Source organism: Prevotella sp. AM23-5, from assembly GCF_003473645.1.
Classification (GTDB): Bacteria; Bacteroidota; Bacteroidia; order Bacteroidales; family Bacteroidaceae; genus Prevotella; species Prevotella copri_A.
In genome coordinates this window covers 1-23,884 of the sequence record NZ_QUCG01000009.1, presented here as the reverse complement: position 1 = coordinate 23,884, position 23,884 = coordinate 1, and the positions used below count along the sequence as shown (strand labels likewise).

The following is a 23,884-nucleotide window of genomic DNA, read 5'->3' as shown; positions in this document are numbered from 1 at the left end:
TAATAAAGAGCTACGGCTTGTTTTTTGCCGTTTTGCCATATCGACTTTGCAAAAGTACATATTTATTTTGAAATAACGCCCATTAATATGTGTAAAAAAAGCTAAAACGGGAGATAATCATTATCGTAAAGGTTTACGTAGTAGGAAAAGTAAAGAATTAAGAGTGAAGAGTGAAGAATTCATGTGCTTTCCTTCTTCACTCTTCGCTCTTATAACATTTCCTGAGTGAGGATGCTTTCCAGTTCCTCGGCAGAGAGTCGGAGCTTGAATTCGCCTTTGATGGCTACGCTGATTCGTCCCGTCTCTTCAGAAACGATAACGGCAATGGCATCACTGCTCTGCGAGATACCAAGGGCAGCACGGTGGCGGAGTCCCAGTTCCTTGGGAATATCCAGGTTGTGACTCACGGGAAGGATACAGCCTGCAGCCATGATTCGCTTGTTACTTACCACCATGGCTCCATCGTGAAGAGGCGAATTTTTGAAGAAGATGTTCTCTATCAAGCGCTGGTTGATTTTGGCATCTATCTCCTCGCCAGTATCCATGATATCCTTCAAAGGCACACCTCGCTCTATCACGATGAGGGCACCCACATATTTCTTAGCCATGCTCATGCAGGCAAGCACGATAGGCATGATCGTCTCCTTGTTTGCCTCCTTCTGACTTTCCTTGCTGGAGTGGAAGAAGCGCACCAGCCGGCGCATACTTTTCTGCGAACCAATCTCATAAAGGAATCGGCGGATGTCTTCCTGGAAGATGACGATAAGGGCGATGACTCCCACACTCACCAATTTATCCAGGATAGAACCCAGCAGGCGCATTTCGAGTACCTGGCTTACGAAAAGCCAGATCAGTACAAAAAGCATGATGCCCACGAAGATGTTCAGCGAGCGGGATTCCTTCATCAGGCGATAGACGTAGAAGAGCAGCGAGGCTACCAGAAGTACATCTAAAGCATCTTTGATTCCAAACTCTATCATACTCTGCCCTCCTTCATGGCTTCTACGATTTTCACAGCCTCAGCAGCTTCCTTCACATCGTGAACACGAAGGATGCTGGCTCCCTTCATCAGGGCAATGGCATCAAGCACTGCGGTTCCATTGAGCGATGTAGTGGCATCGCCACCCAGCAGCTTGTAAATCATGCTCTTGCGTGAGATACCTACGAGCATTGGAAGTTCCAGTACGTTCAACTTCTCCATCTCATTATAAATCTGATAATTCTGGATGAGATTCTTGCCGAAGCCGAAGCCCGGGTCGAGGATGATATCCTTGGCTCCCAGGTCACGCAACTGCTGTACCTCTCTGGCAAAGCCCTTCATCATCGTAGCAAGCGTTGGCTGCACTGACATTAATATATAAGGTACCTTCAGTTCGCCTACCACCCGGAACATTTCAGGATATTCCTCCTGTCTCTGCTCCAGCGGCACATTGGCGATACCTGTGATTCCACCTTCTGATACATCGTTGATGATATCGGCTCCCCACTCCTCGATACACTTGCGTGCCAAGGTAGGGCGATAGGTATCTACGGAGACGGCAGCATCCGGTTGCTCCCTGCGAACGATGTCGAGAGCGAACTTCAGGCGTCTTCCCTCCTCCTCTTCCGATACTTCATCGGCACCGGGACGGGTGGAGAATGCGCCCACATCAATGATGCTTCCACCTTCTTCTATAATCTGATTAGCTCTCTGAGCTATCTCCATTTCTGTCTGCTTTCTACTGCCTGAGTAGAAACTGTCGGGCGTAACGTTCAGGATGCCCATCACCTGAGGGGTACTCAAATCCATCAAGTGCCCCTTGATATTAATTGTATATTCCATCGGATTATAACTCTTTAAGCCATTTTTCGCCTGGCTTTGTATATAACCAAGCTAAAAAACTTCCACCAACAATACAGCAAATCAGAAAAAATAATGCTAAATAACTCATACTATAAACTTTTTAGCCATTTCTTCCCTGATTCAGTATATGTCCAAAGCAAAATACCACCACCTATTAAAGTGCCTATTCCAAATATCAAAATCATTGTTTCCATTTTCTTAATATTTTAAAATTCGATTACCTACTATTGCAAACAAAATTGTCATGCACACACCAAATAAAACATACAGAAGATTCATATAATCGAATTCTCCTGTTATCATTGGCGTAAGCCCACCCAAAACCATCGCTCCAAAACTTAGTTTGGAGATATCGAAGAAATAACCAGCTAGCTTGTCTTTCCTCGTTTTTAATTTATCTCTTTCTATGTTTGCGCCCATTCCGCCCTCACTTTCTAAAGATTCATCGAATATTTCTGCAAAAATAGAAAGAATAATCGAGAAAACCACATTTTTTTGAAAAAATGTTTGCCATGTCCACGATTTAATGTACTTTTGCACTCAAAACAACAGTTATAGACTATGGATATTTCAGAACTCTATCAGATTTACCAAGCGCACCCAGTGATTACCACTGATAGCCGCGACTGCCCAGAGGGCAGCATCTTCCTGGCTTTGAAGGGCGCATCGTTTGATGGCAACAAGTTTGCCGACATGGCTTTGGAGAAAGGCTGTGCCTATGTGATTGTAGATGAAAAAGAGTATGCCAAGGAGGGCGACGAGCGCTACATCCTCGTAGAGGACTGCCTCACCACCTTCAAGGAACTCGCCCGTGAGCATCGCCGGCACTTCGAGATTCCCGTAGTGGGAATCACCGGAACCAACGGCAAGACCACCACCAAGGAACTCGTCTCTGCCGTTCTCGGCGAGAAGTTCAACGTGATGTTCACCCAGGGTAACTTCAATAATGATGTAGGCGTACCAAAGACGCTCTTCCGTCTGGCACCAGAGAATGAGATTGCCGTTGTAGAAATGGGTGCTTCCCATCCAGGCGACATCCGGAAACTCGTGGAATACGTGGAGCCAACCTGCGGTATGATTACCAATGTGGGCCGTGCCCACCTACAGGGATTCGGAAGCTTCGAAGGCGTGAAGAAGACCAAGGGAGAACTCTATGATTACCTCGCTACCAACGATGCCCTCGTCTTCATCAATGCAGATAACGAGCACCTGATGCAGATGGCAGAGCAGCGCAACATCAACCGCCTCATCACCTACGGCAAGGACGAAAACTGCGATGTATGGGGAGAAGTCATCTCCTGCGCTCCATTCCTGAAGTTCCGCTGGCGCACAGAAAGTTTCGACTGGCATGAGGTTCAGACTCATCTCATCGGCTCCTACAACATCGACAATATGCTTGCCGCCATCACCATCGGTCTTCATTTCGACGTGAAGCCTCAGCAGATAGATCACGCTCTGGAGAATTACATCCCAAGCAACAATCGTTCACAGTTGGAAGAGACGGCGCACAACAAGCTGGTGGTAGATGCCTACAATGCCAACCCATCGAGCATGGCAGCCGCCATCGAGAACTTCCGCGTGATGGATGTGCCTCACAAGATGGCGATTCTCGGACAGATGGGCGAGCTCGGCGAAGTGAGCCACGAGGAGCACCAGAAGGTAGTAGATCAGTTGCAGGCAGCCGGTCTGGAGAATGTATGGTTGGTAGGCGATGAGTTCAAGGATATTCCATGCAGCTACCGCAAGTTCCAGAATGTAGAGGAAGTGAAGGAAGCGCTCAAGGCGAACCAGCCTCACGACCATTACATCCTCATCAAGGGCAGCAACAGTGTGAAGCTCTTCCAGCTCCCTGAGTTGTTATAGTTTTTAGGTATATCCTGAAGCAAAACTTGCCCGGCACGCCCTGAAAGGGCAAAAGCTCTTAGCCCAGGGCAACGCCCTGGGTATATGATAGATACAAGAAGTCGCCCTGAAAGGGCAAAAGCTTTGTATATATGAAGCTTTTGCCCTTTCAGGGTGTGCTGGGAAAAGTTTTTGTTCAGGACGTGTCGGTACTGAACTATGCCCTACTCTTATTTCCTGCACATCTCCAGGAAATACTTATGAATTTCCAGACTTTCGTTTAATTCCGGATGAAAGGCTGTAACCAGCTGGTTACCCTGGCGGGCAGCCACAATCTTACCATCTACTTCCGCCAAGACCTCGGCATCTCCCCACACCTCTTTAATATATGGGGCACGAATGAAAGTCATTGGGATGTTGCCCTTGATGCCCTTCATCGGAGCCTCAATGTAGAAACTGCCCAACTGGCGACCGTAGGCATTTCTCAAAGCCGTGATGTCCATCGAAGCAATGCGCTGACTAGGCTCACCCTCAATCTTCTTGGCAAGAAGAATCAAGCCGGCACAAGTACCATAAACTGGCAAACCGGCAGCAATCGCCTCCTTCACTGGCTCCATCAATCCCAGTTCATTCAAGAGCTTCGCCTGGGTGGTACTCTCACCACCCGGAATAATCAAGCCATCCTTCGGCTGGTCCCAGTCCTTCAATTGGCGAACCTCGAAACTATCCACGCCCAGCTGAGCCAACTTCTGTCTGTGCTCAGCAAAAGCGCCTTGTAAAGCTAAAACTGCTATTCTCATAACATACTTATCTAATATAAAAGCCCCTTCTTGTTCAGGAGGGGCCTTTATCCGTTATCTTATTTATTATTACTTACCTCTTTCTGCCATCAACAAGGCAATCTCCTGCTCGTTGATACCAACCATAGCCTCACCGAGGTCCTCGCTCAACTCAGCCAGCATCTTAGGGTCGTTGTAGTTGGTAACAGCCTTCACGATAGCCTGTGCACGCTTAGCAGGGTTACCGCTCTTGAAGATACCAGAGCCTACGAATACACCCTCGGCACCGAGCTGCATCATCAGGGCAGCATCAGCTGGAGTAGCCACACCACCGGCAGCGAAGTTAACCACTGGCAACTTACCGTTCTCGTGAACATACTTCACCAGGTCGTAAGGAGCCTGCAACTGCTTGGCAGCCTCATAAAGTTCATCCTCGCTCATAGAAACCAGGCGGCGGATTTCGCTCTGCATCATACGCATGTGGGTAACAGCCTGAACCACATCACCTGTTCCAGGCTCACCCTTGGTACGGATCATGGTAGCACCCTCAGCGATACGGCGGAGCGCCTCGCCCAGGTTCTTGGCACCACAAACGAATGGCACGTCAAACTGAGTCTTGTCAATGTGATAAACGTTATCTGCTGGAGAGAGCACCTCGCTCTCGTCGATATAGTCGATTTCGATAGCCTGAAGAATCTGAGCCTCAGCGAAGTGACCGATGCGGCACTTAGCCATTACAGGGATAGAAACAGCCTCCTGAATACCCTTGATCATCTTAGGGTCGCTCATACGTGAAACACCACCTGCTGCACGGATATCAGCTGGAATACGTTCCAAAGCCATTACTGCGCATGCACCTGCTGCCTCTGCGATTCTTGCCTGTTCAGGAGTTGTTACGTCCATGATCACACCACCCTTGAGCATCTGAGCCAAGTTGCGGTTCAATTCTTGTCTATTTTCTGCCATAATTCTTTTAATTTTATCTATTTATGACTGCAAAGGAAACACTTTTCGTCGAAACAGCAGAAAAAAGTTCCATTTTCTACAAACATTGAGTCATTTTGTATAAAGAGAGATACGCAAAAGTATAAGCCATATTCCTAAATATGCAAAGCTCTACACAGATTGAGCGGCAAAGAGCAATCTACAGGAAGCTTTCCTTTAAAACTTATATAAATAGGTAAAACCTTGACTTTCTATCCGAAAACTATTAAACAATAATAATTTAAGGGTTTTATCATCTGAGCATCTTTATTTTTTCATATCTTTGCGAAAAGTTTCGTTACGAAAAAATTCGATTATGGAAAATCCGCTTAAACTTGGCTCAATAGCTTTCATTCGCAGTTTTGAACAAAAACAACTCATAGTTTTATGGCTCCTAAGTCTATGAGTTCCGAGAAGAAAAACATAGAGTTAAAAAGCAAAGAAAAAATAACACGGACAAATTGAATTTGTCCGGGCAAATTGTCCGGTAGCTTATAAATTACTAATATTTAACCATTTACAAGCACCTGGACAAAAGAGCCGGACAAATTCAATTTGTCCGTATTCCTCATTTAACTTAATTATTTTAACTTTTTGGTCAAAAGCCACCTGTTTTCAGCCTTTCTGCCTGAAAGCAGAAGGAGTGACCCCTTTCATCTTCTTGAAGAACTTGGTGAGATGAGCCTGCGATGAGAAGCCGAAGGTATTGGCTATCTCCTGCACCGTATGCGTGGTGGTAGAAAGCTCGCGCTCTATCTCCTTCACGATGTATTCATCGATGATTGCCTTCGGCGTCTTGCCGGAGATGCGGCGGGTAACCTGCGCCAGATAGCGGCCACTCACATTCAGCTGGTCGGCATAGAAATGCACATCGCTATAGGTGCGGCAGAAGTTATTCACCTGCGAGATAAACTGATTGTAAAGTTCGGAACTCCTACCCTGCAGATTACTCTCCCTAGCCAGTTCTATATTGATGAAATCCTGCGCCATCGCCAACGCTTCCTCCATCTTCTTGCCCTGATTCAGATAGATGGCAAGGGCAGAAGAGAAGCGGTTGATGAGACCATGCGAATTGGCATTATCGAGCCGGTAAATCCTGAGCCCCTGCTTCTCGGCAAGCTCCAGAAGTCGGGAGTTCTGAAGAATGATATCGCTCTCCTTCTTTCTCGCCACAACTACCGAGCAGAGCGGCAGCAGACGGTATTTGATCTGGCTCACCACATCCTCGGTCATCAGCGCATCGCCCTGGCTCGACCAGATGGAAGGTGCATAGATGATGTGTTCGGGACGATACTTGGTCAAGGCATCGATGAGCACATTCAGCGTCTCAACCTTGCGTATCATTCCCACCTTCACGATGTTGGGTTGCATATCGTTCATGATTGCCTCTATCTGTCCGGAAACAATCTCGGCAGGAATATCGAAGAACTCCTGGATACCCAGGGTATTCTGCACGGTGATGCTGGTTATCGCCGAAACGGCATAACCTCCCAATTCGAATATCGTCTTGATATCCGCCTGCACACCAGAGCCACCGGTGCTGTCGGAACCTGTAATCGTTAATATTGGCAACATATCGTTTGAACTTTAATCCTTATACTTTATTCCTCGAACCTATCCTCTACATTTGAGAGTGAAGAAAAGTTCGAGGGCAAAGATACAAAAAAAGAGCGAATAATCAGCATGGTTTGCTGATTATTCGCTCTTTGAATTATGCTTTTGCCCTTACAGGGCGACTTTGCCGAGTGCTTGTTCCCCAGGGCGCTGCCCTGGGCTAAGAGCTTCTGCCCTTTCAGGGCGCTTGGGGAAGAATTTATGATAGATTCCCCCGGAGCACCAGACAGGCTTTATTCTGTAAGGTCTTTCGATTCTTTGATAACCTCGGCTGGCACCTCGCTGCAACGCTCGTAACGGCAGACATCGGTGGCATCATCCTTGCCGGTCCAGATCATCGAACCCGAAGCCAGAAGGCGGGTTACGAGATAGCTCTGGTTCCAGTCGCCCATGCCGTAATCATAGCTTCCGCTGATGATGTAGCCCTGGTAAGGATCGTTCTTGATGGCAAACGAACCCGTAATGTGGCGGCCATACATACTGTCAAACTTCTGATACATCTCGAAAGTCTGCTCCTTGCGGTTGAACACGATGTAGCAGTAAGTACCCTCAGGCACCTGCTCACCATTGTTCCACTCCACCAACTTCCATGTGCCATGAAGATTGGCAGGAGTCACCTCCAGTGCAGGCTCCTCCGGTTCCTCATCATCGCTGCTGCAGGCTGCAAAGCCGCAGGCAAACAAGGCAATCACCAAGAGGGTGAAGAGTTTCTTTAAATATTTCATTGTCTTTATCTTTTCTTGTTTATGAATGAATGGATTACTTTAAACGAGATACACTTACCTGTATGGTCCTGTCGGACGGACGGGCATCCAGCCCCTCCAGAATAACAGGAAAGGTGAAGGTTTCAGGCATCGTTGCAGGAATCTTATCCGCAAGGATGGTGATAACGAGGTCTGCCTCATCACCCGGCTCCAGCACCTCCGGCTCGGTAGTTAGCCGGGCGTATGGAGGAAGAAGCAAACTGGAGATGCGAAGCGCCTTCTCGCCACTGTTGCCGCAGAGGATGCGAGCCGATGGCTGCGTGCCTGGCTTCACCTCCGTGATACTTGCCTTCGCCTGCTTCAGCCGCAGCGTTCCCATCTTATGCGGATAGCGAGCCCACATATCGGCTCCCGGCAGCACCCTGCCCGTCAAGGCAAGCTTCACCACAGGCTGGCCCTCCACCTCTTTCAGATAGAGGAAAGCCCCCGTATTGATAGTGCCCGGATAGCGATTCGGGGTGAAAGTAATCTGTACCTGACAGGTATCACCTGGCTTCATCACATCGCCCTTCACATAAGAACTGGTACATCCACAGGTGGTTCTCACCTGTGTGAGGTGCAGTATCTTCTTGCTCACATTCTTACCCACGAAGGTAAAGGTGCGAGGTGCATCGTCCTCGGTCATCGTACCAGCATCGATAAGCGGATGTTCAAACTTCAGCAATTCCTTCTGGGCATTCGCCACTGTTGGCAAAGCCAAAAGAAAAGCCATCAGCACAGTCTGAACCGAAGCCTGAAACAGCGACATCATGAAAGCAAATTTCTTCATATCCTTTATACCTTATTATATAGTAATCCTTTTTATCAAACTCTCTCTCCGATTACATCCAACCGTTGTTACCGGCGCTCTTACGAACAGTTACTGTCACAGTCTGGCTGGTACCGTCGGCAGCAGTTACGGTGAGCGATGTACTACCCGCAGCGAGACCCTTCACAGTGAGCATCTTGCCATCTACGGTAGCAGAAGCCACGCTGGTATTGGCAACCGAGCAGGAGTAGCCCTCGGTCTGACCTGCGAAATAAGCAGCAAGGTTGAGAGAAGTAGTCTTCTCGATACCCACATACATATTAGGCAGCTTCATCTCCGAACTGAGTTCCTTGTTCTGGATGCCGTTCAAGAGCTGAGCCGCATCAATCAGACCCGCACCCATCTTGCCGATATACTTGGAAAGCTCGATGGTCTCAGGCGAAGCACCCACGGTGGTATGGTTCATGTAATAAGTCTTGGTAGCACCATTCTGATAATGGCTATCCAGATCCTTCACCGATTTCTTCATCAGGGAGATGAAGTCGGCAGCACGATAGTGTCGGTTCTGCTTGACAGCATAGGATAGACCCAAGGCAGCCACACCCGATACGTGAGGACAAGCCATAGAGGTTCCCTCCATATAACCGTATGCAGGCTGACCGTTCTTTACCAAAGTAGAGAGCACGGCACCCTTCTGTTCACCAGTCTCAGCCCAATATTCATCCTCAGTCTCACCAATCTTACCATAGTATTCCAGGTCACCGCCCGGAGCACTCAAGGTTACGAGCGAACCGAAGTCGGTATAGCAGGCAGGAGTATAATCGGCAGCCAGCGACGCTACACTCACACACTTGGAGTAAGCACCAGGGAATGCAGGATTGCCCGCATACTCGTTACCGGCAGCAAAGACAGCAATACCGCCATCGATTACACCATTTGGCGAACCTGCATTGTTGATGAAGTAATCCAGTGCTTCCTTCTCCAGCGGATAGGTCTCAGCCCATTCCTTCTCGGTAGCAGGTCCAGGAGTGTAACCACTCAGCTCGCTACTCTCAGAAGAGTTGTAACCCCAGCTGCACTGCAGGATGACTGCACCATTATCGGCAGCATACTTGATGGCTCTCGCCTCGCCTGCCAAGGTAACACTGTTCTGACCGGAGAAGATCTGGCAAGACATAATCTTGACACCGGAGTTTGGAGTACCGTCACCACCAGCCACACCGCTCACGCCGATACCATTGTTGTTGGCAGCAGCGATGGTTCCAGCTACGTGGGTACCATGACCAGAATCATTGGCATCCGACCAGGTGATGTTTCCGCTCTCCTCTACGAAGTTATATCCGTGAAGGTCGCCCTCATAACCATTTCCGTCGCCATCAGCCTTCGCACCCTGGGAAGTTTCTCCCGGGTTGCACCACATGTTAGGCGCCAAGTCAGGGTGAGTGTACATCACGCCCTCGTCGAGCACAGCCACGATGATGGAAGGATCGCCTACGCAGGTTTTCCAAGCCTCAACGGCATTCACATCACATCCAGCCTCAGCACCAGCCTGATTATCGTTGAGATTCTCGAAGCCATAGTTGCCGGCGCCCAGATTGCGATAGTGCCACTGATAAGCGAAGCCTGGGTCGTTAGGCTCACCAGATGCAGCCGCACGGGTTGCCTTCTGCTGAAGCGCCTTGTCGCTGAGATAGATGCGCTTGCTATCGGTATTGTAGGCACGCTTGATGCGACCATTGGTCTGCACCTTGGTAACTTCGCCCAACTGCTTCAGGCGCTCAGCGGCAGCCTTCAGGTCGGTGCTCTTGTCAAACTTCACGGTGTACCAGAGGTGGAGTCCCGCCTCACGGGTTCTAGCCTCGGTGTTTGCATCAACAGGGAAGACACGCTCGAAGCTGTAGCTTCCCAGGATGTCGAGCACCTCGTCGGTAGAAGGAATACCCGAACGGGTAGCCTTGCCAGAACGAGTCTTGCTCATTTGCGCCTGGTCGAGAATGCTGCTCATCTCTGGGGCAAACTTGATGAGCAACTCACCAGCCTCTGCATCAGAAGGGATGGTGATGTCTGCCTTGCCCTCAGAAGAGTCGATGGTTGACAGGCTGTCAGAACAGCCTGTCAATGCCAAAGCGACCATTGCTATATAGAAAAACTTTTTCTTCATTGTTTGCTTCTATATTAATTATCTACTTACTTTTCTACTTCTCTTGTACTTGGCAAGTGCCTCTTCGCCAGATTCATCTCCGGCAGCCACGTAGGCACGGTAGTACAATGGATAAGCTACGCCTTTCACTTCCCACTTGGAACCTGGATCCTTAGATCCATAGTAGTACGCTGCGCTATAGGTATCCTCTGCCATATTGGAGAATCCGGCAGCCTTACCTTCTGTGTTGAAACCACGCTCCGTCTGGTTGAATACCATGGTGGCAGGGCTCCACAGCACCATGCGAGGGTGGAACAGAATCCACTTAGGCACCGCACCCGTGAAGAAGTTGAGGTTGAGTGCCAAAGAGCGACACTTAGGCAACACGCGTGGCACAGACATCGGATAGACATCCTTGTAAACGATGGTGCCATCCTTCTGCTTGCAGGTTACAGGGTTGTTCCACTTAGAGAGCAACCACTTGCAGGTATCACCCACCAGCTTATCCTGCCATTCTGCCTTGTTGGTAGAGAAGTCGGCAGCCGTATAGCGTGTAGGCTTTCCGGCAGCCTCCAAGGCCTCGTCCATCTCCTCATCGGTAGGAAGTTCACCCTCCAGGAAACAGTAAGAAAGCTCTAGGGCTCTCAGGTTGTCCCAGGTAAGAAGCGAGAGGAATGCCTGGCGCTCAGAATATTCGCTGCTGATATTACCATACATACCGATAGGATAAGTATTGTAGATATAGTTGCCGTCGCTATTCTTGTTCAAGCCGCTCATATTGATGCAGACATCGGAACGGCGCTGGGCATAGAGAATCAGCTCTGTGAGGTGAGGGAAGTTCTGGGCATTCACCACCTTGGTGATATCCGACAATCTGTTGAAGTTGTTACTTACCAGATTGAGACTCTCCAGTGACTTACCCAACTTCTTGAAGCCCGCAGGCAACTTAACCAGTCCGAACGCCTGTACGGTAAGATGCTTGAGATAAGCCAGCTCGCAGATGTCCTCGCCGAGTTGCATCTCGCGAATCTGGTTGTTGTCATTACTTGCCACAGAGAAGCTCTCCAGGTACTTCAGGTTCTTCACCTCCTTAGGAAGCGTCTCGCCCGGCTTGAGATTCAGCATGCTGAACTTCACGCTGCGCACACGCCCCACAGCCTCAGGGTGCTGCTTCACGAAGGCATCGGTAGCCTCCCAGAGGGTTACGCTGCTCCAGTTGCGCATGTTGTCGCTTGTATCGTAAGTAGCCATACTGTTGAGCTTCTGGTTGATCATGATGACCGAGAGAGAGTCACCGGCACGGGTATCCTCTATCTTCGGAGCCGCAGCCTGGCGAACGGTAAGGATCACATCATCCGTCTTGTTGCCGTCAGCATCCACCAGCTCATCATCTGCATTCACAGGAACGAGATGAACCTTAGCCACACGCACAGCAGGAACGATGTTCATATTCCAACGGAACTTGAACTTCACGCTGCGAGGACGCGCCTTGCGGTCGAGCACGATACCCAGGTTGGTACCGGTCAGCTTATCCTCGTTCTTGGCGTTCAGGAGCCATCCTTCACGCTCACTTTCGTTCTCCGCCTTCTCGGCATCCGTCATATCGCCCTCGAAGGAATACTCGATGCTTCCGATCTTGCATTCCACATTGGCAGAAATCAGACTTTCGAAAGCACGCTCATCGTATGAGCCGGAGTTACCGATTTCCACAACAGGGTCCTTGATGTCTATCTGCTTGCCATAACCAAACTGTACGACCGAGATGGTACGGCGCTGACCGTTATCGCCGATGAAGGCGATGTCGGTGGTACGGCGGCCATTGGTCAAGGTAGAATCTACGATTACCGTAGCAGTGGTAGAACCCACACCGTTGGCAGGAGTCAGCATCAGCCAAGGCTCAACCACGCTGCCCACCCAGTTCTGAGAGGCAGCAATGGCGAGCTGTTCGCTTCCGCCCTCAGCTCCTATTTCTATCTGCTCCTTGTCGATGGCGAGTCCACCAGGGATTTCCACATCATCATTGTCGCTGCAGGATGCGGTCATCAGACCGGCACCGAGAACGAGAAGCCATGTAAGTTTCTTAATATATTTCATATTATCTTACTTCCTTATAGTTTAATTTTCGAGATCCAATGCATCGCAGCCACGAATGTCCTGGGTCTTGTCATAGAACAACTTGTACAAACCTGCCTTGATGTATGCGCAGACACTGGTTACATCAATAGAGATGTTAGGGTTGTCTGAGATGTTCAGGATATACATGTGAGAGGTCAATGTCTCATCCACCTTACGGATATCGTTGGAACCAATCTGGAACTGAATCAGGCTTGGGCACTTGGTGATACCTGTTGGCCATGTGCGGAGAGGACGGTTGCCCTGGGCATCGCGCTGATGGTTGATACCGAACGCACGCAGGTTGGCACTGTTCAATGGCTGGGTAGGAACCTCGCTGAAGCAGTTGTAGCTCAGGTCGATGTTGGTGATATATGGCATGTTATCGCTCAAGAAGTCGTTAGAGAGAGCTGTCAACTTGTTGAAGCGGAAGTCCATCACCTGCAAGAGATAAGCATACTTACCCTTGATAGAACCCTTAGGGATACTGGTCATCTGGTTGCCGCTCAGATCGAGGGTGATGATTGGCGAACCGGCAGCAATCAGCTCTGAAGGGAACTTGCTGAACTTGTTGTTGGCAAGCGATACGGTTGAGGCATTGATACCCTTGTAACCGCCTGCGTCATCCACACCAGAAATCTCATTGTTGGAGAAATCTACAGAACCCATCACGTGTACAGAGCTTGCATCAAAGATGTTCGGGATCTTCTTCAACTTGTTATAAGAGAAGTTCAGACTCTCGGTATTCTCTGAGAAACCGCACAGGTTGGCAGGAATCTCCTCTATCTGGTTATTGTTGAGATAGAGTGATGAAAGCATAACCTCCCTGGTGAATGGATGTACCTTCTTGATATTGTTGTTGGCAAGGTCGAGCAAGCCCAGCTTCACCATGTTGCGGAGTGCCCATGTGGCAGGGAACTCTTCCAGGTTGTTATAGCTCAGATAGAGAATCTGCAGGGTCTTACCTATCTTGCTGGTTGCCATCTGTTCCCAGTCGTCACGCAGCTGAGCTGCCTTGATACCCTTGTTACGTGCCAGATTGAACGCCTGGATATTCGGCAGATTGTAGTACACATCCGGCAGGCGGGTCAGCTTAGGACAGTTGTAAAGCTCCAGGTCGGTGAGAGTGGTCATCTTGTCCCATGCCTCCTCGGTATATTCCTCGGCAAAGCGATGGTACTCAGAATTCTCATCATCGTAGAACTTGGTACAAACCTCATCCGCAGTGATTGGTGAGTTACCAATATAGAACTGCTGCATCTTGGTCAGACGATAGATTGCCTTCGAAATACCTGTAATCTTATTGGTGGTCAAACCAATCTGGGCATCCTTCAGCTGGATTCTGGAATCCTTCTTGATGAAGTTCTTGGCATTCTTGCTATCAGAGTTGAAACTCTCCACGATCATCTCCGACATGTGGGCACGTGGGTCATACTTCAGAAACTTATTCTCATAATCATGACGCATTGCCATCTTATGAGCGGCACTCAACTTGCTGGCATCGTAGGCGGAGAAGAGGTTGGCACCAATCTTCTCGTCGTGCGAACCGAAGTTCAACACCTGGAGTTCTGTCAGCTGACCGATGGCATCAGGCACGATACCCTTGGCACCGAAGCCAGCGATGACCAGACCGATGATGCGGCCATTGCTGTTAAGCGTAACGCCAGGCTGCTCACCCCACATATCGAGTTCCTTGTTGAAGTTCCAGTTAGCACCGTGGAAGGTAGCATCACCATAGAAACTCCAGTCCTTGCCCTGCAGAGATTCCCAGATAGCCTTCAATGCCTTGTAGTCCTTGATGTATTCCTTGGTCTCTGAGAGGAGGATAGGCACCTGTGCATTGTCGGTAAGCTTGTTGTCGGTAACCACGAAAGCCTCGCCCTTTACCGGCTGAGTCTCGTAGGTAGTCTTCACCGCGCCGGTCTTGCCGTATGTAGTATAAGAGGTAACCTGATAGGTACCTGCCGGGAGCCATACGGTAGAATCGCAATGGGCAGTAGCCACATCCATATACTTATCGTCTTCGTTGTCCGGATTCTGATTCTCCTTGCTTCCCTCCTTGTATTTCACCTTCAGGTTGGCGAAGGTGAAGGTTTCACGGGTGAAGAGGTTGGTTACGCTCACATCAATCATGCGGATGCTGGAGAAGAGATACTCCTGTTTTCCGGCACGGGTCTTCTCCCACTGCTTGATGAGGTCGAACTGCACCTTACCACGCTCTACGGTCTCCACCATCAGGTCCTGCTTGGTCAAGCCGCCTCCCACAACGGTGAAGGTCTCGCCTGCAGAAGAGGCAAGCAGCTCCTCATCTACGGCATCATAGAGATAGAAACCGATGATGGTGTAAGAACCTGATGCCAGCTGCAGCTTATCACTTCTCAATCCATACTCCGCATTCTCGGCATTGTAGGCATTGAGCGACAATGTCTGCGATACGGTTGTACCGTCATGCTCCATCACCACCTTGATCTTCTTGGCATCGCCGAGCTTCTCAAGCTTATCGATGGCAGCAGCACGGGTGGCTCTCGACGAAACCTTCTTGGAGAGCATGAACTGCACATAACCGTATGTGCCGTCCCAGCCCTCGGTGTTATCGTCGGAGCAGCTTGTCACTACCAGGGTCATCATTGTAACCAGGAGCAACAGGAATGCCTTGCTATATCTTTTGAATTTCTTCATTACTTTCTCTTGCTTCTAAATCCCATATTATTGATAAAGACTACACGCTTGCAAGCGCCCTGGGCATCGTTGAATCCTGCGAAGATAGGGAACTTGAGTCCATCTACGTTCATTCCTACATAGATGCCCTTCTCGTCCTGTCCTGGCTCATAGTTTTCAACAGAGTTTCCTGTACCATCGTAAATGACTACTTTTGCTCCAGCTGTAGGATCCCATCCGTCGATCTGTGGATAGATGGCTACATAGCCACCATAAACAGTTGACTCGAATACCTCGTTGCCAGTATAGTTGAAGAAGCCCTCGGCATACATCTTATAGTCTTCATTGCTTGTCAAGGCGCAATCTGCCTCCATACCCATGCTGGTTACGATAGGAGCAGTAACTGCAGACTCACCCTTCTTGTCCTCCTTCTGTACGATGTCCATCAGGAAGTAACGGTCGTAATCACTCTTCACGGTCATGAAGTCATCCTCCAGCATTCCGTCGAGTCCATTCTCCAGACTCTCGAATACGCTCTGTGGCAATGCATAGACCAGGAACTCACGGCTTCCGCTGCCCAATGGAGCGACTGTGAGCTTCACATCACCCTTCTCGCCCAGCAACTTAACAGCGCCGGAAGCATCCTCGAACAAACCATTCTCCTTGTTCTCGAAGACTACCAGCTGATAAGCATCACCAAAGGTCTTGAGGGTGAAAGGAACGAAGTTGTGGAAAGTAAACGCATTGGTGGTCTCGCCATTCAGGCTTGAACCGTTCTGGGTGAATACCTTGCCATCCAGAGATACATTCCATACTGCCCACTGTGAAGCGGTAGGATATGTAACATCCATAGTATTGGTGGTCATACCATTATAGATAACCGGTACGGTAACGGCAGCCTTGCCATCCTCTGAAGAGAAGGTAACGGTGTAGTTGGCATCCTTGGCAATGGCATACTTGGCGCTCACGCCCTGGTTCTCCTTGAAGGCAGCACCGCCTACGGCTGGCTTGTTAGGTGTACCTACCAGGAAGCCGCCCTCCAACTCTACCCAGGCAGGAGTGTTGGTAACAGCAAAACGATAGTTTGCCTTGACAGAGAACTTGTTGTAGATAGGCTGACCTGCGATATCCTTGTAACCAACGGTAATACCTGTCTCGGTGATATCGTTGCCCAACTCATCGTAAACCTTGAGCTCATAGCCGGCAGCCGAACGCTTTACCTCAGCAATGGCAACCTTCTGACCACCCATGGTCAGGAAGAGCTGAGCCACGCTCATATCCTTGCTGGCATCATCTGCCGTAATCTTTACCTTAATGGTCTGCTTGCCTGCTGTACCATTGAGCACGAAGGCATCAGCATTCTCGCCCTGCGCCAGCTTACACCAGATGGCAGAAGAAGCGAGGCTCCAGTTCTCGTTGGCATCGAAGGTGAAGTCCAACTCGTCGCCAGCTGCACCTGCGATAGTCTGTACCTGTGGGAACACAGGGTTTACGGCATCGTCGTCATCGCTGGAACAAGCGGTGAACAGGGTCACTGAAACCAGCGCCATGAGTACGAGCCAATATTTTGAAATCAATGTTTTCATTTTACTTTATTCTGTTTTTAATATCCTTGTTCTTTTAATTTCTCTGCCTCTGCATCGCTGATCCATTCATACATGGTGATGAAGGTGCCCACGGTGCCGAAGGATGAACCATCCTTGTTGTCAACACTCATGGTGACATACTGCAATACATAGTTCTGGCAGGTATTATAATAAGAGGTGTAGAAAGATGGCTGGCTGATGCGCAACTTGCCATCTCCATAGATGGTGCCGAACGCCTCACCGGTCTCACCAGCTATCTGGTCGTCCATCTCTACCTTTGGCTCCAGGATGTTATTGGTATTGAACTTCAACTTCAGGTTGTAGCCCTTGTAGTAAACATCCTTCAGCAGCACGGTATTCTCCTCGCCTTCCACTACCTCGGTCTTGATCAGACGGTTGGTTATGTTGTTCAAGTACTGGTTGTAGAAGGTAGATGTTACCATGCACCAGCCAGAGAAGTTGTGGATATCGAAAGGACAAGACTTCTGCATCACCACGTGGGTGTAGTCCTTGTAAAGCTCTGTCCAGTTATACTTCTCCGGAATCACCAGCTTCAGGGTGAAGCCCAGAGAGTCGGTCTTTCCGATATTCTCATAGATACCCTGCACCTGCACGTTTCCTACCATCTCTCCCGCCTTGATCGTAACGGTGTTGTTGAGGATGCGATAGTGCTGTCCCTCGATGGCATTGCTCTGCTTATCTACAACCTCCACGCCGAAGGTGCGGTCGTAATCAACCTTCTCGGTAGCCGAAACAGGAACATTGAAAACCTCGTTGGTTTCCTGCACGGCATACTGATAGAGCGTATCAGAGAACATGATATGACTTGGACCCGAATAGGTGGTATAATCCTGCGAACAGCTCGCAAGAGCGATGAGTACAGCCACGGCTGCCAAACATCCCATCATTATTTTCTTCATGATCGTCTCCTTATTTTATTTGTTACTTTCATTAGGCTCAATCTCCGAACCCGGTGCCTCCAGCTCATGCTGTGGGATAGGCCATACGAAGAGTGGGTCGTCCTTTTCTACCTTCAGGCTGCTCTGTACGAAGTTGGCTGCAGGCTGGTCGCTCACCTTGCGGGCGAACCCCTTGTGCCAGCGCTTGAGGTCGTTCAGGCGGAAGCCTTCCATATAGAGTTCCTTTACTCGCTCCGACTCGATAACGGTCAAGGCATTGCTCTCGCTCAAAGAGGTGTTACCACCATAAGAAGAGTAGCGGGCGGTGCGCAGGGTTGAGATATCCTTACCTGCCTTGGTGTAGTCCTTCTTCATCGCATAAGCCTCGGCACGGATCAGATACTGCTCGGCAAGGCGGAATACCATTGGCTGGTGAACGTGAAGGATGTTGTTGCTCAAGAAAGTGGCATCACCGAAATACTTGCTCAACAGAGGCCACTGCAAGCCGTGCTCATAACCTGTTACACGAGTAGTGAAGATGGCTGCGGCACGAAGGTCGTTGCTGTCGAATGAATTGATAACCCAAGTTTCAGGCACATAGTCTGGACGATAAGTTACGTAGTTGTAGTTATCGAAGATGGTACCCAGGGCACCACCATAACTGTTCACCGTGAAACCAACCTTCCAGATAGCCTCGCGTGAATCACCGTAGGCCCAGATGTACTTGTAATCCTTCACCTGGCTGGAATAGGTGTTGGAAGAAGCCTTCTCCAGGGTATAGAACTTGCTGCCGATTACCTTGGATGCATACTTGATAGCATCGTCGTACTTGTGCATATATAAGGATACGCGCGCACGCAAGGCATGGCAGGTATATTCATTGAAGTAAATCTCGTTGTAGAGACTTCCGGTGAAGTCATCACCTACCTTCAGATATTCAGTAGCCTTATCGAGGTCACTCAATACGAATTCGTATGATTCCTTCAGGGTAGCTCGCTTCTGAACCTCATTACCCTTGTAGTGCTCTGTAAGTACTACGCCGAGTTCCTTCTCTGCCTGCTCATCGCTATCGTAAGCCTTGCAGAAGCACTTGATCAGTTCTGAGTAAGCCAGGGCACGAGCAAAGTAAGCTTCACCCTCATACTGCTCCAGCTTGTCAAGCTGCTTGTCATCATTGGTTGCTGCCTTAACCTTTTCAATATTGTCGAGCAGGAAATTGCATCGGTTGATTACATCATAAAGGTCGGCATAAACCGATTCGATGTCGGTATTGGTTGCCTTGATGTCTTTCCAGCGATAGATATCGCCATAGGCATTAGAGTAGCCCTTTACACAGAACACGAAGTCTGCCTGCAAATCTGGCAGGATTGTCAGATTGCCCGAATACAAGGCGCTGCTCTTGAAACTGTCGTAGATACCGATCACCAGCTTATCCACATCTTCCACCTTGTTGATAGCCTCATCCATGCGGATGGAATCCTCTGGATATTTATCAAGACAGGAAGACAGCGAGAGGGTCAGGATACCCGACAGGATGTATGTCTTTATATTTCTGATATTCATTTTGTTTTCTCCTTTCTAGCTTAGAATTGCAGTTCCACACCCAGGGTAAACTGGCGTGAAGCTGGATACTGCGCCTGGTAAATATTGGATGAAACCTCTGGGTCCAAGCCGTTGAAACCGGTAATGGTGAAGAGGTTCTGTGCCTGTCCGTAGATGCGAACCATAGAGAAGAAGTTAGTCTTGCGCAACAAGCTCTGTGGCAACGAATACGACAGACTGAGATTCTTCATTCGGAGGAACGATGCGTTCTCCAGGAAGCGGTCGTCGAGTTGGGTTACCTCACCCCAACGTGGGATGTCGGTAATATCGCCCGGCTGCTTCCAACGGTCGTACAACAGACGGTTTGACTGGTTGTAAGCTGTTCCGAAGGTTACACCACTCTCCTCGAAGAAGCGGTCGTTGTTGATGACGTAGCGTGTACCAATCCAACTGAACTGGGCAGAAAGCTGCAAGCCTTTCCAACGGAAGCTTGTACCGAAACCACCCATCCAAGGTGCATCGTATGTCTTGCCTGTCATCACCTTGTCGCTCTCACGGAACTCGTTGGTTACGTTGCCGTCCTTATCATACCAGAGCTGCTCACCATTCGCAGGGTTCACACCGGCATAACGGTTCAGGAAGAACTCGCTTACTGAGTGACCTACCACATACTTCAAACCGGTGGTTGAGTTTACATACTCGGTTACACCATTATAAAGTTCCTTCAATCGGTTCTGATTGTAAGATACGTTAGCGCTTACATTCCAGGTGAAGTCGCGGGTACGGATTACATCACCGTCAGCACTCAACTCGATACCCTTGTTAGCCATCACACCTACGTTCTTCCAGCGATAGCCCTCGCCGGTAACGGTATAAGACTCAGGAACGCGCATCAGCATATTGGAAGTACGCTTGTAGTAAGCCTCGAAGCTGAAGTTGATTCTATCGAGGAAGCCCAAGCGGAGGGCGAAGTTGTTTGCCCATGTTGACTCCCAACCCAATTCCTCGTTACCACTCTGTGATGGATAGAAGCCGGCAGTATCATCGTAGTTGGCACCACCAGAAACCAAAGCCAGGTGATAATAGTTTGGAATCTCAGAGTTACCCGATGTACCTGTACTTACGGCAAGCTGAGCAGAGCTGAGCCACTTTACATCCTTCAGCCAATCGGTAGATTTCACATTGTACATGAAACCGAGTGACCAGAAGGTACCCCAGCGATGATCCTTACCGAAACGTGAAGAAGCATCGCTACGCAGAGAGAAGTCGGCGTAGTAAAGCTCCTTGTAGTTGTACTCGCCACGCATGAAGAACGATAGGTAAGAGTAATCAGAAGATGAATCTGCCCAACGGCTGGCACGTGTACCAGAAGATACGTTGGTCAGGAGATCACTGGTCTGACCCTTGGAATATACCTGGAATCCCTCTGAATGATAGCTTACTGCCTCCTGACCCAACATCACGTTGAACGCATGGATATCGTTCAGACTGAAGCGATAGTTGGCGGTGGTAGTCTCTGTCAGGTTGATGGCATCGCTGCTCTGTCGTGCCGCAGTACCCTGACCATTGTTGGAAGAGAGACTAGGGAATGACTGGAGGAACGCTGTAGAATGGGTGAAATCGGCACCAAACTGAGTACGGATAGTCAGATTCTCTATCGGATAAACCTCGGCATACATGGTAGAGAGCACCTTGTACTTCTTGTTTCTGATAGGATTCTTGCCCATATAGACGATAGGGTTCTCACTGGTTCCAGCCCAGTTGCCTGCTGCAAGCGAAGCCAGACTGCCATCCTTGGCATACGGATTCCAGTAAGGCAACATGAAGCGGCATGCAGAAATAGGAGTCACGGTGGTATAGCTACCATCATCAGCCTGCTGAGCTTCCTCGTAAGCAGCCATGGTGTTGGTACCTACCTTCAACCACTTGCTAGCCTTGACATCAGCATTGGTGCGGATGTTGTAACGGCGGAAGGTTGAATTCTGCGCAATACCATCCTGGTCGTAGAAACCACCCGAAACATAATAATTCAAACGGTCGGTAGCACGGTTGATAGAGAGTTCGTAGCTCTGCAGAGGAGCGCGGTCGTTGAACACCTCATCCAGCCAGTTGACATTCACCTTTGAAAGGAGGTTGTAATCCTTACCGGCATCCAAGCCAACTTCCTTTTCAAACTGGATACGCTCGTCGGTGTTCATCATCTTCCAGTTGTTCTGAGCCAATTCAGAAAAACCATACTGTGCGCGGAGCGTGATCTTCGCCTTATCCATCGCCAAACCTCTCTTAGATGTAATCACCACCACACCATTTGCCGCACGGGCACCATAGATAGAGGTAGAAGAGGCGTCTTTCAATACCGAGATACTCTCGATGTCGTTAGGACTCAAGGTATTGAAATCGGAGCTGGAGATAGGCACACCGTCCAGAATAAAGAGCGGAGCCTTACCAGAGTTGATGGAGTTGGTACCACGGATCTGGAAAGTGGCAGCCTTGCTTGGCTCACCCGAAGAGGCGATGACCTGCAAACCTGTACTCTGTCCCTGCAAAGCCTGATCGAAGCTGGCAGCTGGAACATTCTCAATCTTTTCTGCCTTCACAGCAGACACGGAACCCGCAATGGTTCCCTTCTTTCGCACACCATACGCCACAACGACAACCTCGTCCATCATCTTTGAATCAGGAGCAAGGGTGATGTTGAGCGTGTTTGTCTGCTCTTTGACTACATGCTTCTGGGTCAGACATCCGACATACGAATATGCCAGTGTAGCTTTCGAAGCCCCTTTAATTTCGATGGTATAGTTACCGTCAATATCGGTGACCACACCATTTGATGTACCCTCTTGCTTAATCGTCACACCAATCATCGGTTCGTTGTCCTCAGCAGACACAACGGTACCTTTGACGCGGAAACTCTGCGCCAATACGGATTGGATAGACAACAATACAAGAGAGACAAGTAAAAGAGTTAATCTTCTCATCCTTGTTTCTTAACAATAGTTCGTTAAAATTTGAGATAATGGCTAAGCAGCTTTACGTTGCCAGCCAAAGAGTTCTTTGATAGTATGACTAATTAACTTTCGGTTCGGTATTCTCCGACACTTGTTGAAAATTAATTTAGCGATGTATGTGCTTGCCATAATCTCCTTGAAAGAAGCCATGGAATACGGCAATTCATTTTCCTTCATCATCACTTTCGCAACATTCTGTGATGCGAATGATGCATTATAGGAAAAGTCCAACTGGTTCTTGTGTCTTGCTTGGCAATGCGTAAGACCAGTATATTGCTTTGCATCGCGAAAACAAAACTCTATTTGGAATCTTGAGCGGTATGTGCGCAACACTTCCTCACCCGACATGGATGTCTTTGTTGAGAAGAAAAGCTTGTGTTTTCCGTTCGGCATAACCCAAATGACAAGGCGCACTTTCTGCTTCAATGCCTTTGAATAGGCTATGAGTGTGTAGGCTGTGCCTTCAAGTCCTTCAATATGCAACTCTGCCATACGTGTGAGGTCAAGTTTCTTGTAGTTGATTTTTCCGTCAAGTGTCTTGGGACGTCCAGGCTTATTGGAACGAGGTCCCGTATACACATAATATAGGCTCGCAGTATCCCTGAAGCGGCTGACAAGATGGAAACCGCACTCTTTGATTCCGTCCACAAACGGACGGATAGAGAAGAAAGCGTCAGCGACAACAATATCGGTGACCTTCAACAAATCCTTCTTATAACGCTTGATGACCGCTATGTAATGTTGCACGAGAGTCATGTTACGCATTTTCAATTCTCCAGTAGATGGAGTCTGATGGGCGCGCAGCATCATGCAACTGTTGGCATGGACATCGACAAGTGCAAGCCCCATGATTTCAAGCCCATGCTTCATGGAACTTGCACAACCGGACCAGAAAGTACCGATATGCGGAGTCTTCTTACCCGACTTGCTGATGTAGCTCGGATCGATGGCTATAGCCAATAGACCATCCATATTCAAGTAACGTCGGCATAGGGCAAGGTTGAACTTCACCCAGTCTATGCATTTAGCACGACCACGGTTGAAGTTCGTTCTGTAGGTCTGCTCACAATGGGTGCCGTAACGCTCCATTTGAGTGAAATTTATCTTTCTTTGTATCGTCATGTACAATAAAAGTATTTCCAAGAGTAGACTCTCGAAAGTTTTGCTTAACTTTGCAGATGAACTTTTGATAGCATCTCTGCATATTTCCGTATATTGGTTGAGTGGTTCTGATGTCATATAACTTTGAGCTTAGAGAACTATAAAGTTACTGATAATCAGCCACTTAACCAAATTTTATTAGTTATATTACGTTAATTAACTCTCTCATTTTCAATCGATTACATAAGAATTAACAGAGTATTG

Annotated in this window: 17 protein-coding genes; 1 reads left to right on the top strand and 16 read right to left on the bottom strand. The window is 48.8% G+C overall.

Going from position 1 to position 23,884, the window contains the following annotated elements; translation table 11 throughout:
* Positions 1-209 precede the first annotated feature (209 nt).
* The 3 genes from cdaA to DW657_RS03660 form a co-directional block, all read right to left on the bottom strand.
* Complete coding sequence (gene cdaA, locus DW657_RS03670) at positions 210-980, bottom strand: diadenylate cyclase CdaA (protein WP_089544488.1); 771 nt, start codon at positions 978-980, stop codon at positions 210-212.
* Positions 977-1,822 carry a dihydropteroate synthase gene (gene folP / locus DW657_RS03665; RefSeq protein ID WP_118311447.1) on the bottom strand — a complete coding sequence of 282 codons (846 nt, stop codon included), beginning with the start codon at positions 1,820-1,822 and terminating at the stop codon, positions 977-979. Before folP ends, cdaA begins: the two co-directional genes overlap by 4 nt.
* A 219-nt stretch (positions 1,823-2,041) precedes the next feature.
* Positions 2,042-2,332, bottom strand: coding sequence for a hypothetical protein (locus tag DW657_RS03660; protein ID WP_147381875.1), 291 nt, complete (start codon positions 2,330-2,332; stop codon positions 2,042-2,044).
* A gap of 72 nt (positions 2,333-2,404) precedes the next feature.
* Between DW657_RS03660 and murF the strand changes: the two genes are divergently transcribed.
* The gene (gene murF / locus DW657_RS03655; protein ID WP_118311446.1) at positions 2,405-3,706 is read left to right on the top strand and encodes a UDP-N-acetylmuramoyl-tripeptide--D-alanyl-D-alanine ligase; all 1,302 of its coding nucleotides are present in this window, start codon (positions 2,405-2,407) and stop codon (positions 3,704-3,706) included.
* 209 nt (positions 3,707-3,915) lie between these two features.
* Here murF and pdxT read toward each other — a convergent pair whose 3' ends face one another.
* From pdxT to DW657_RS03590, 13 genes are all read right to left on the bottom strand, one after another.
* The gene (gene pdxT / locus DW657_RS03650) at positions 3,916-4,485 is read right to left on the bottom strand and encodes a pyridoxal 5'-phosphate synthase glutaminase subunit PdxT (protein WP_118311445.1); all 570 of its coding nucleotides are present in this window, start codon (positions 4,483-4,485) and stop codon (positions 3,916-3,918) included.
* Between the two features lie 69 nt (positions 4,486-4,554).
* A complete protein-coding gene (gene pdxS, locus DW657_RS03645; RefSeq protein ID WP_117587530.1) occupies positions 4,555-5,430 on the bottom strand; it encodes a pyridoxal 5'-phosphate synthase lyase subunit PdxS in 876 nt (291 codons plus the stop codon).
* A gap of 633 nt (positions 5,431-6,063) precedes the next feature.
* A complete protein-coding gene (locus DW657_RS03640) occupies positions 6,064-7,023 on the bottom strand; it encodes a hydroxymethylpyrimidine/phosphomethylpyrimidine kinase (protein ID WP_118311444.1) in 960 nt (319 codons plus the stop codon).
* Between the two features lie 272 nt (positions 7,024-7,295).
* Positions 7,296-7,787: a lipocalin family protein gene (locus DW657_RS03635; RefSeq protein WP_118311443.1), complete on the bottom strand. Its 492-nt coding sequence runs from the start codon at positions 7,785-7,787 to the stop codon at positions 7,296-7,298.
* Between the two features lie 34 nt (positions 7,788-7,821).
* The gene (locus DW657_RS03630; RefSeq protein ID WP_233546600.1) at positions 7,822-8,595 is read right to left on the bottom strand and encodes a DUF1573 domain-containing protein; all 774 of its coding nucleotides are present in this window, start codon (positions 8,593-8,595) and stop codon (positions 7,822-7,824) included.
* Positions 8,596-8,647: 52 nt separating this feature from the next.
* Positions 8,648-10,735: a subtilase family N-terminal domain-containing protein gene (locus DW657_RS18300; RefSeq protein WP_118311442.1), complete on the bottom strand. Its 2,088-nt coding sequence runs from the start codon at positions 10,733-10,735 to the stop codon at positions 8,648-8,650.
* 18 nt (positions 10,736-10,753) lie between these two features.
* Entirely contained in the window at positions 10,754-12,808 is a 2,055-nt protein-coding gene (locus DW657_RS03620) for a BACON domain-containing protein (RefSeq protein WP_118311441.1), read from the bottom strand.
* Positions 12,809-12,829: 21 nt separating this feature from the next.
* A complete protein-coding gene (locus tag DW657_RS03615; RefSeq protein WP_118311440.1) occupies positions 12,830-15,505 on the bottom strand; it encodes a DUF4458 domain-containing protein in 2,676 nt (891 codons plus the stop codon).
* A complete protein-coding gene (locus tag DW657_RS03610) occupies positions 15,505-17,070 on the bottom strand; it encodes a DUF5003 domain-containing protein (protein WP_118311439.1) in 1,566 nt (521 codons plus the stop codon). Before DW657_RS03610 ends, DW657_RS03615 begins: the two co-directional genes overlap by 1 nt.
* Before the next feature lie 17 nt (positions 17,071-17,087).
* On the bottom strand, positions 17,088-17,990 hold the full coding sequence (locus DW657_RS03605) for a DUF4984 domain-containing protein (RefSeq protein WP_118311438.1): 903 nt from the start codon (positions 17,988-17,990) through the stop codon (positions 17,088-17,090).
* Positions 17,991-18,005: 15 nt separating this feature from the next.
* Positions 18,006-19,532, bottom strand: coding sequence for a RagB/SusD family nutrient uptake outer membrane protein (locus DW657_RS03600; RefSeq protein WP_118311437.1), 1,527 nt, complete (start codon positions 19,530-19,532; stop codon positions 18,006-18,008).
* Positions 19,533-19,552: 20 nt separating this feature from the next.
* Positions 19,553-22,489, bottom strand: coding sequence for a TonB-dependent receptor (locus tag DW657_RS03595; RefSeq protein ID WP_118311436.1), 2,937 nt, complete (start codon positions 22,487-22,489; stop codon positions 19,553-19,555).
* Between the two features lie 42 nt (positions 22,490-22,531).
* A complete protein-coding gene (locus DW657_RS03590) occupies positions 22,532-23,608 on the bottom strand; it encodes a transposase (protein ID WP_220429029.1) in 1,077 nt (358 codons plus the stop codon).
* Positions 23,609-23,884: the final 276 nt, after the last annotated feature.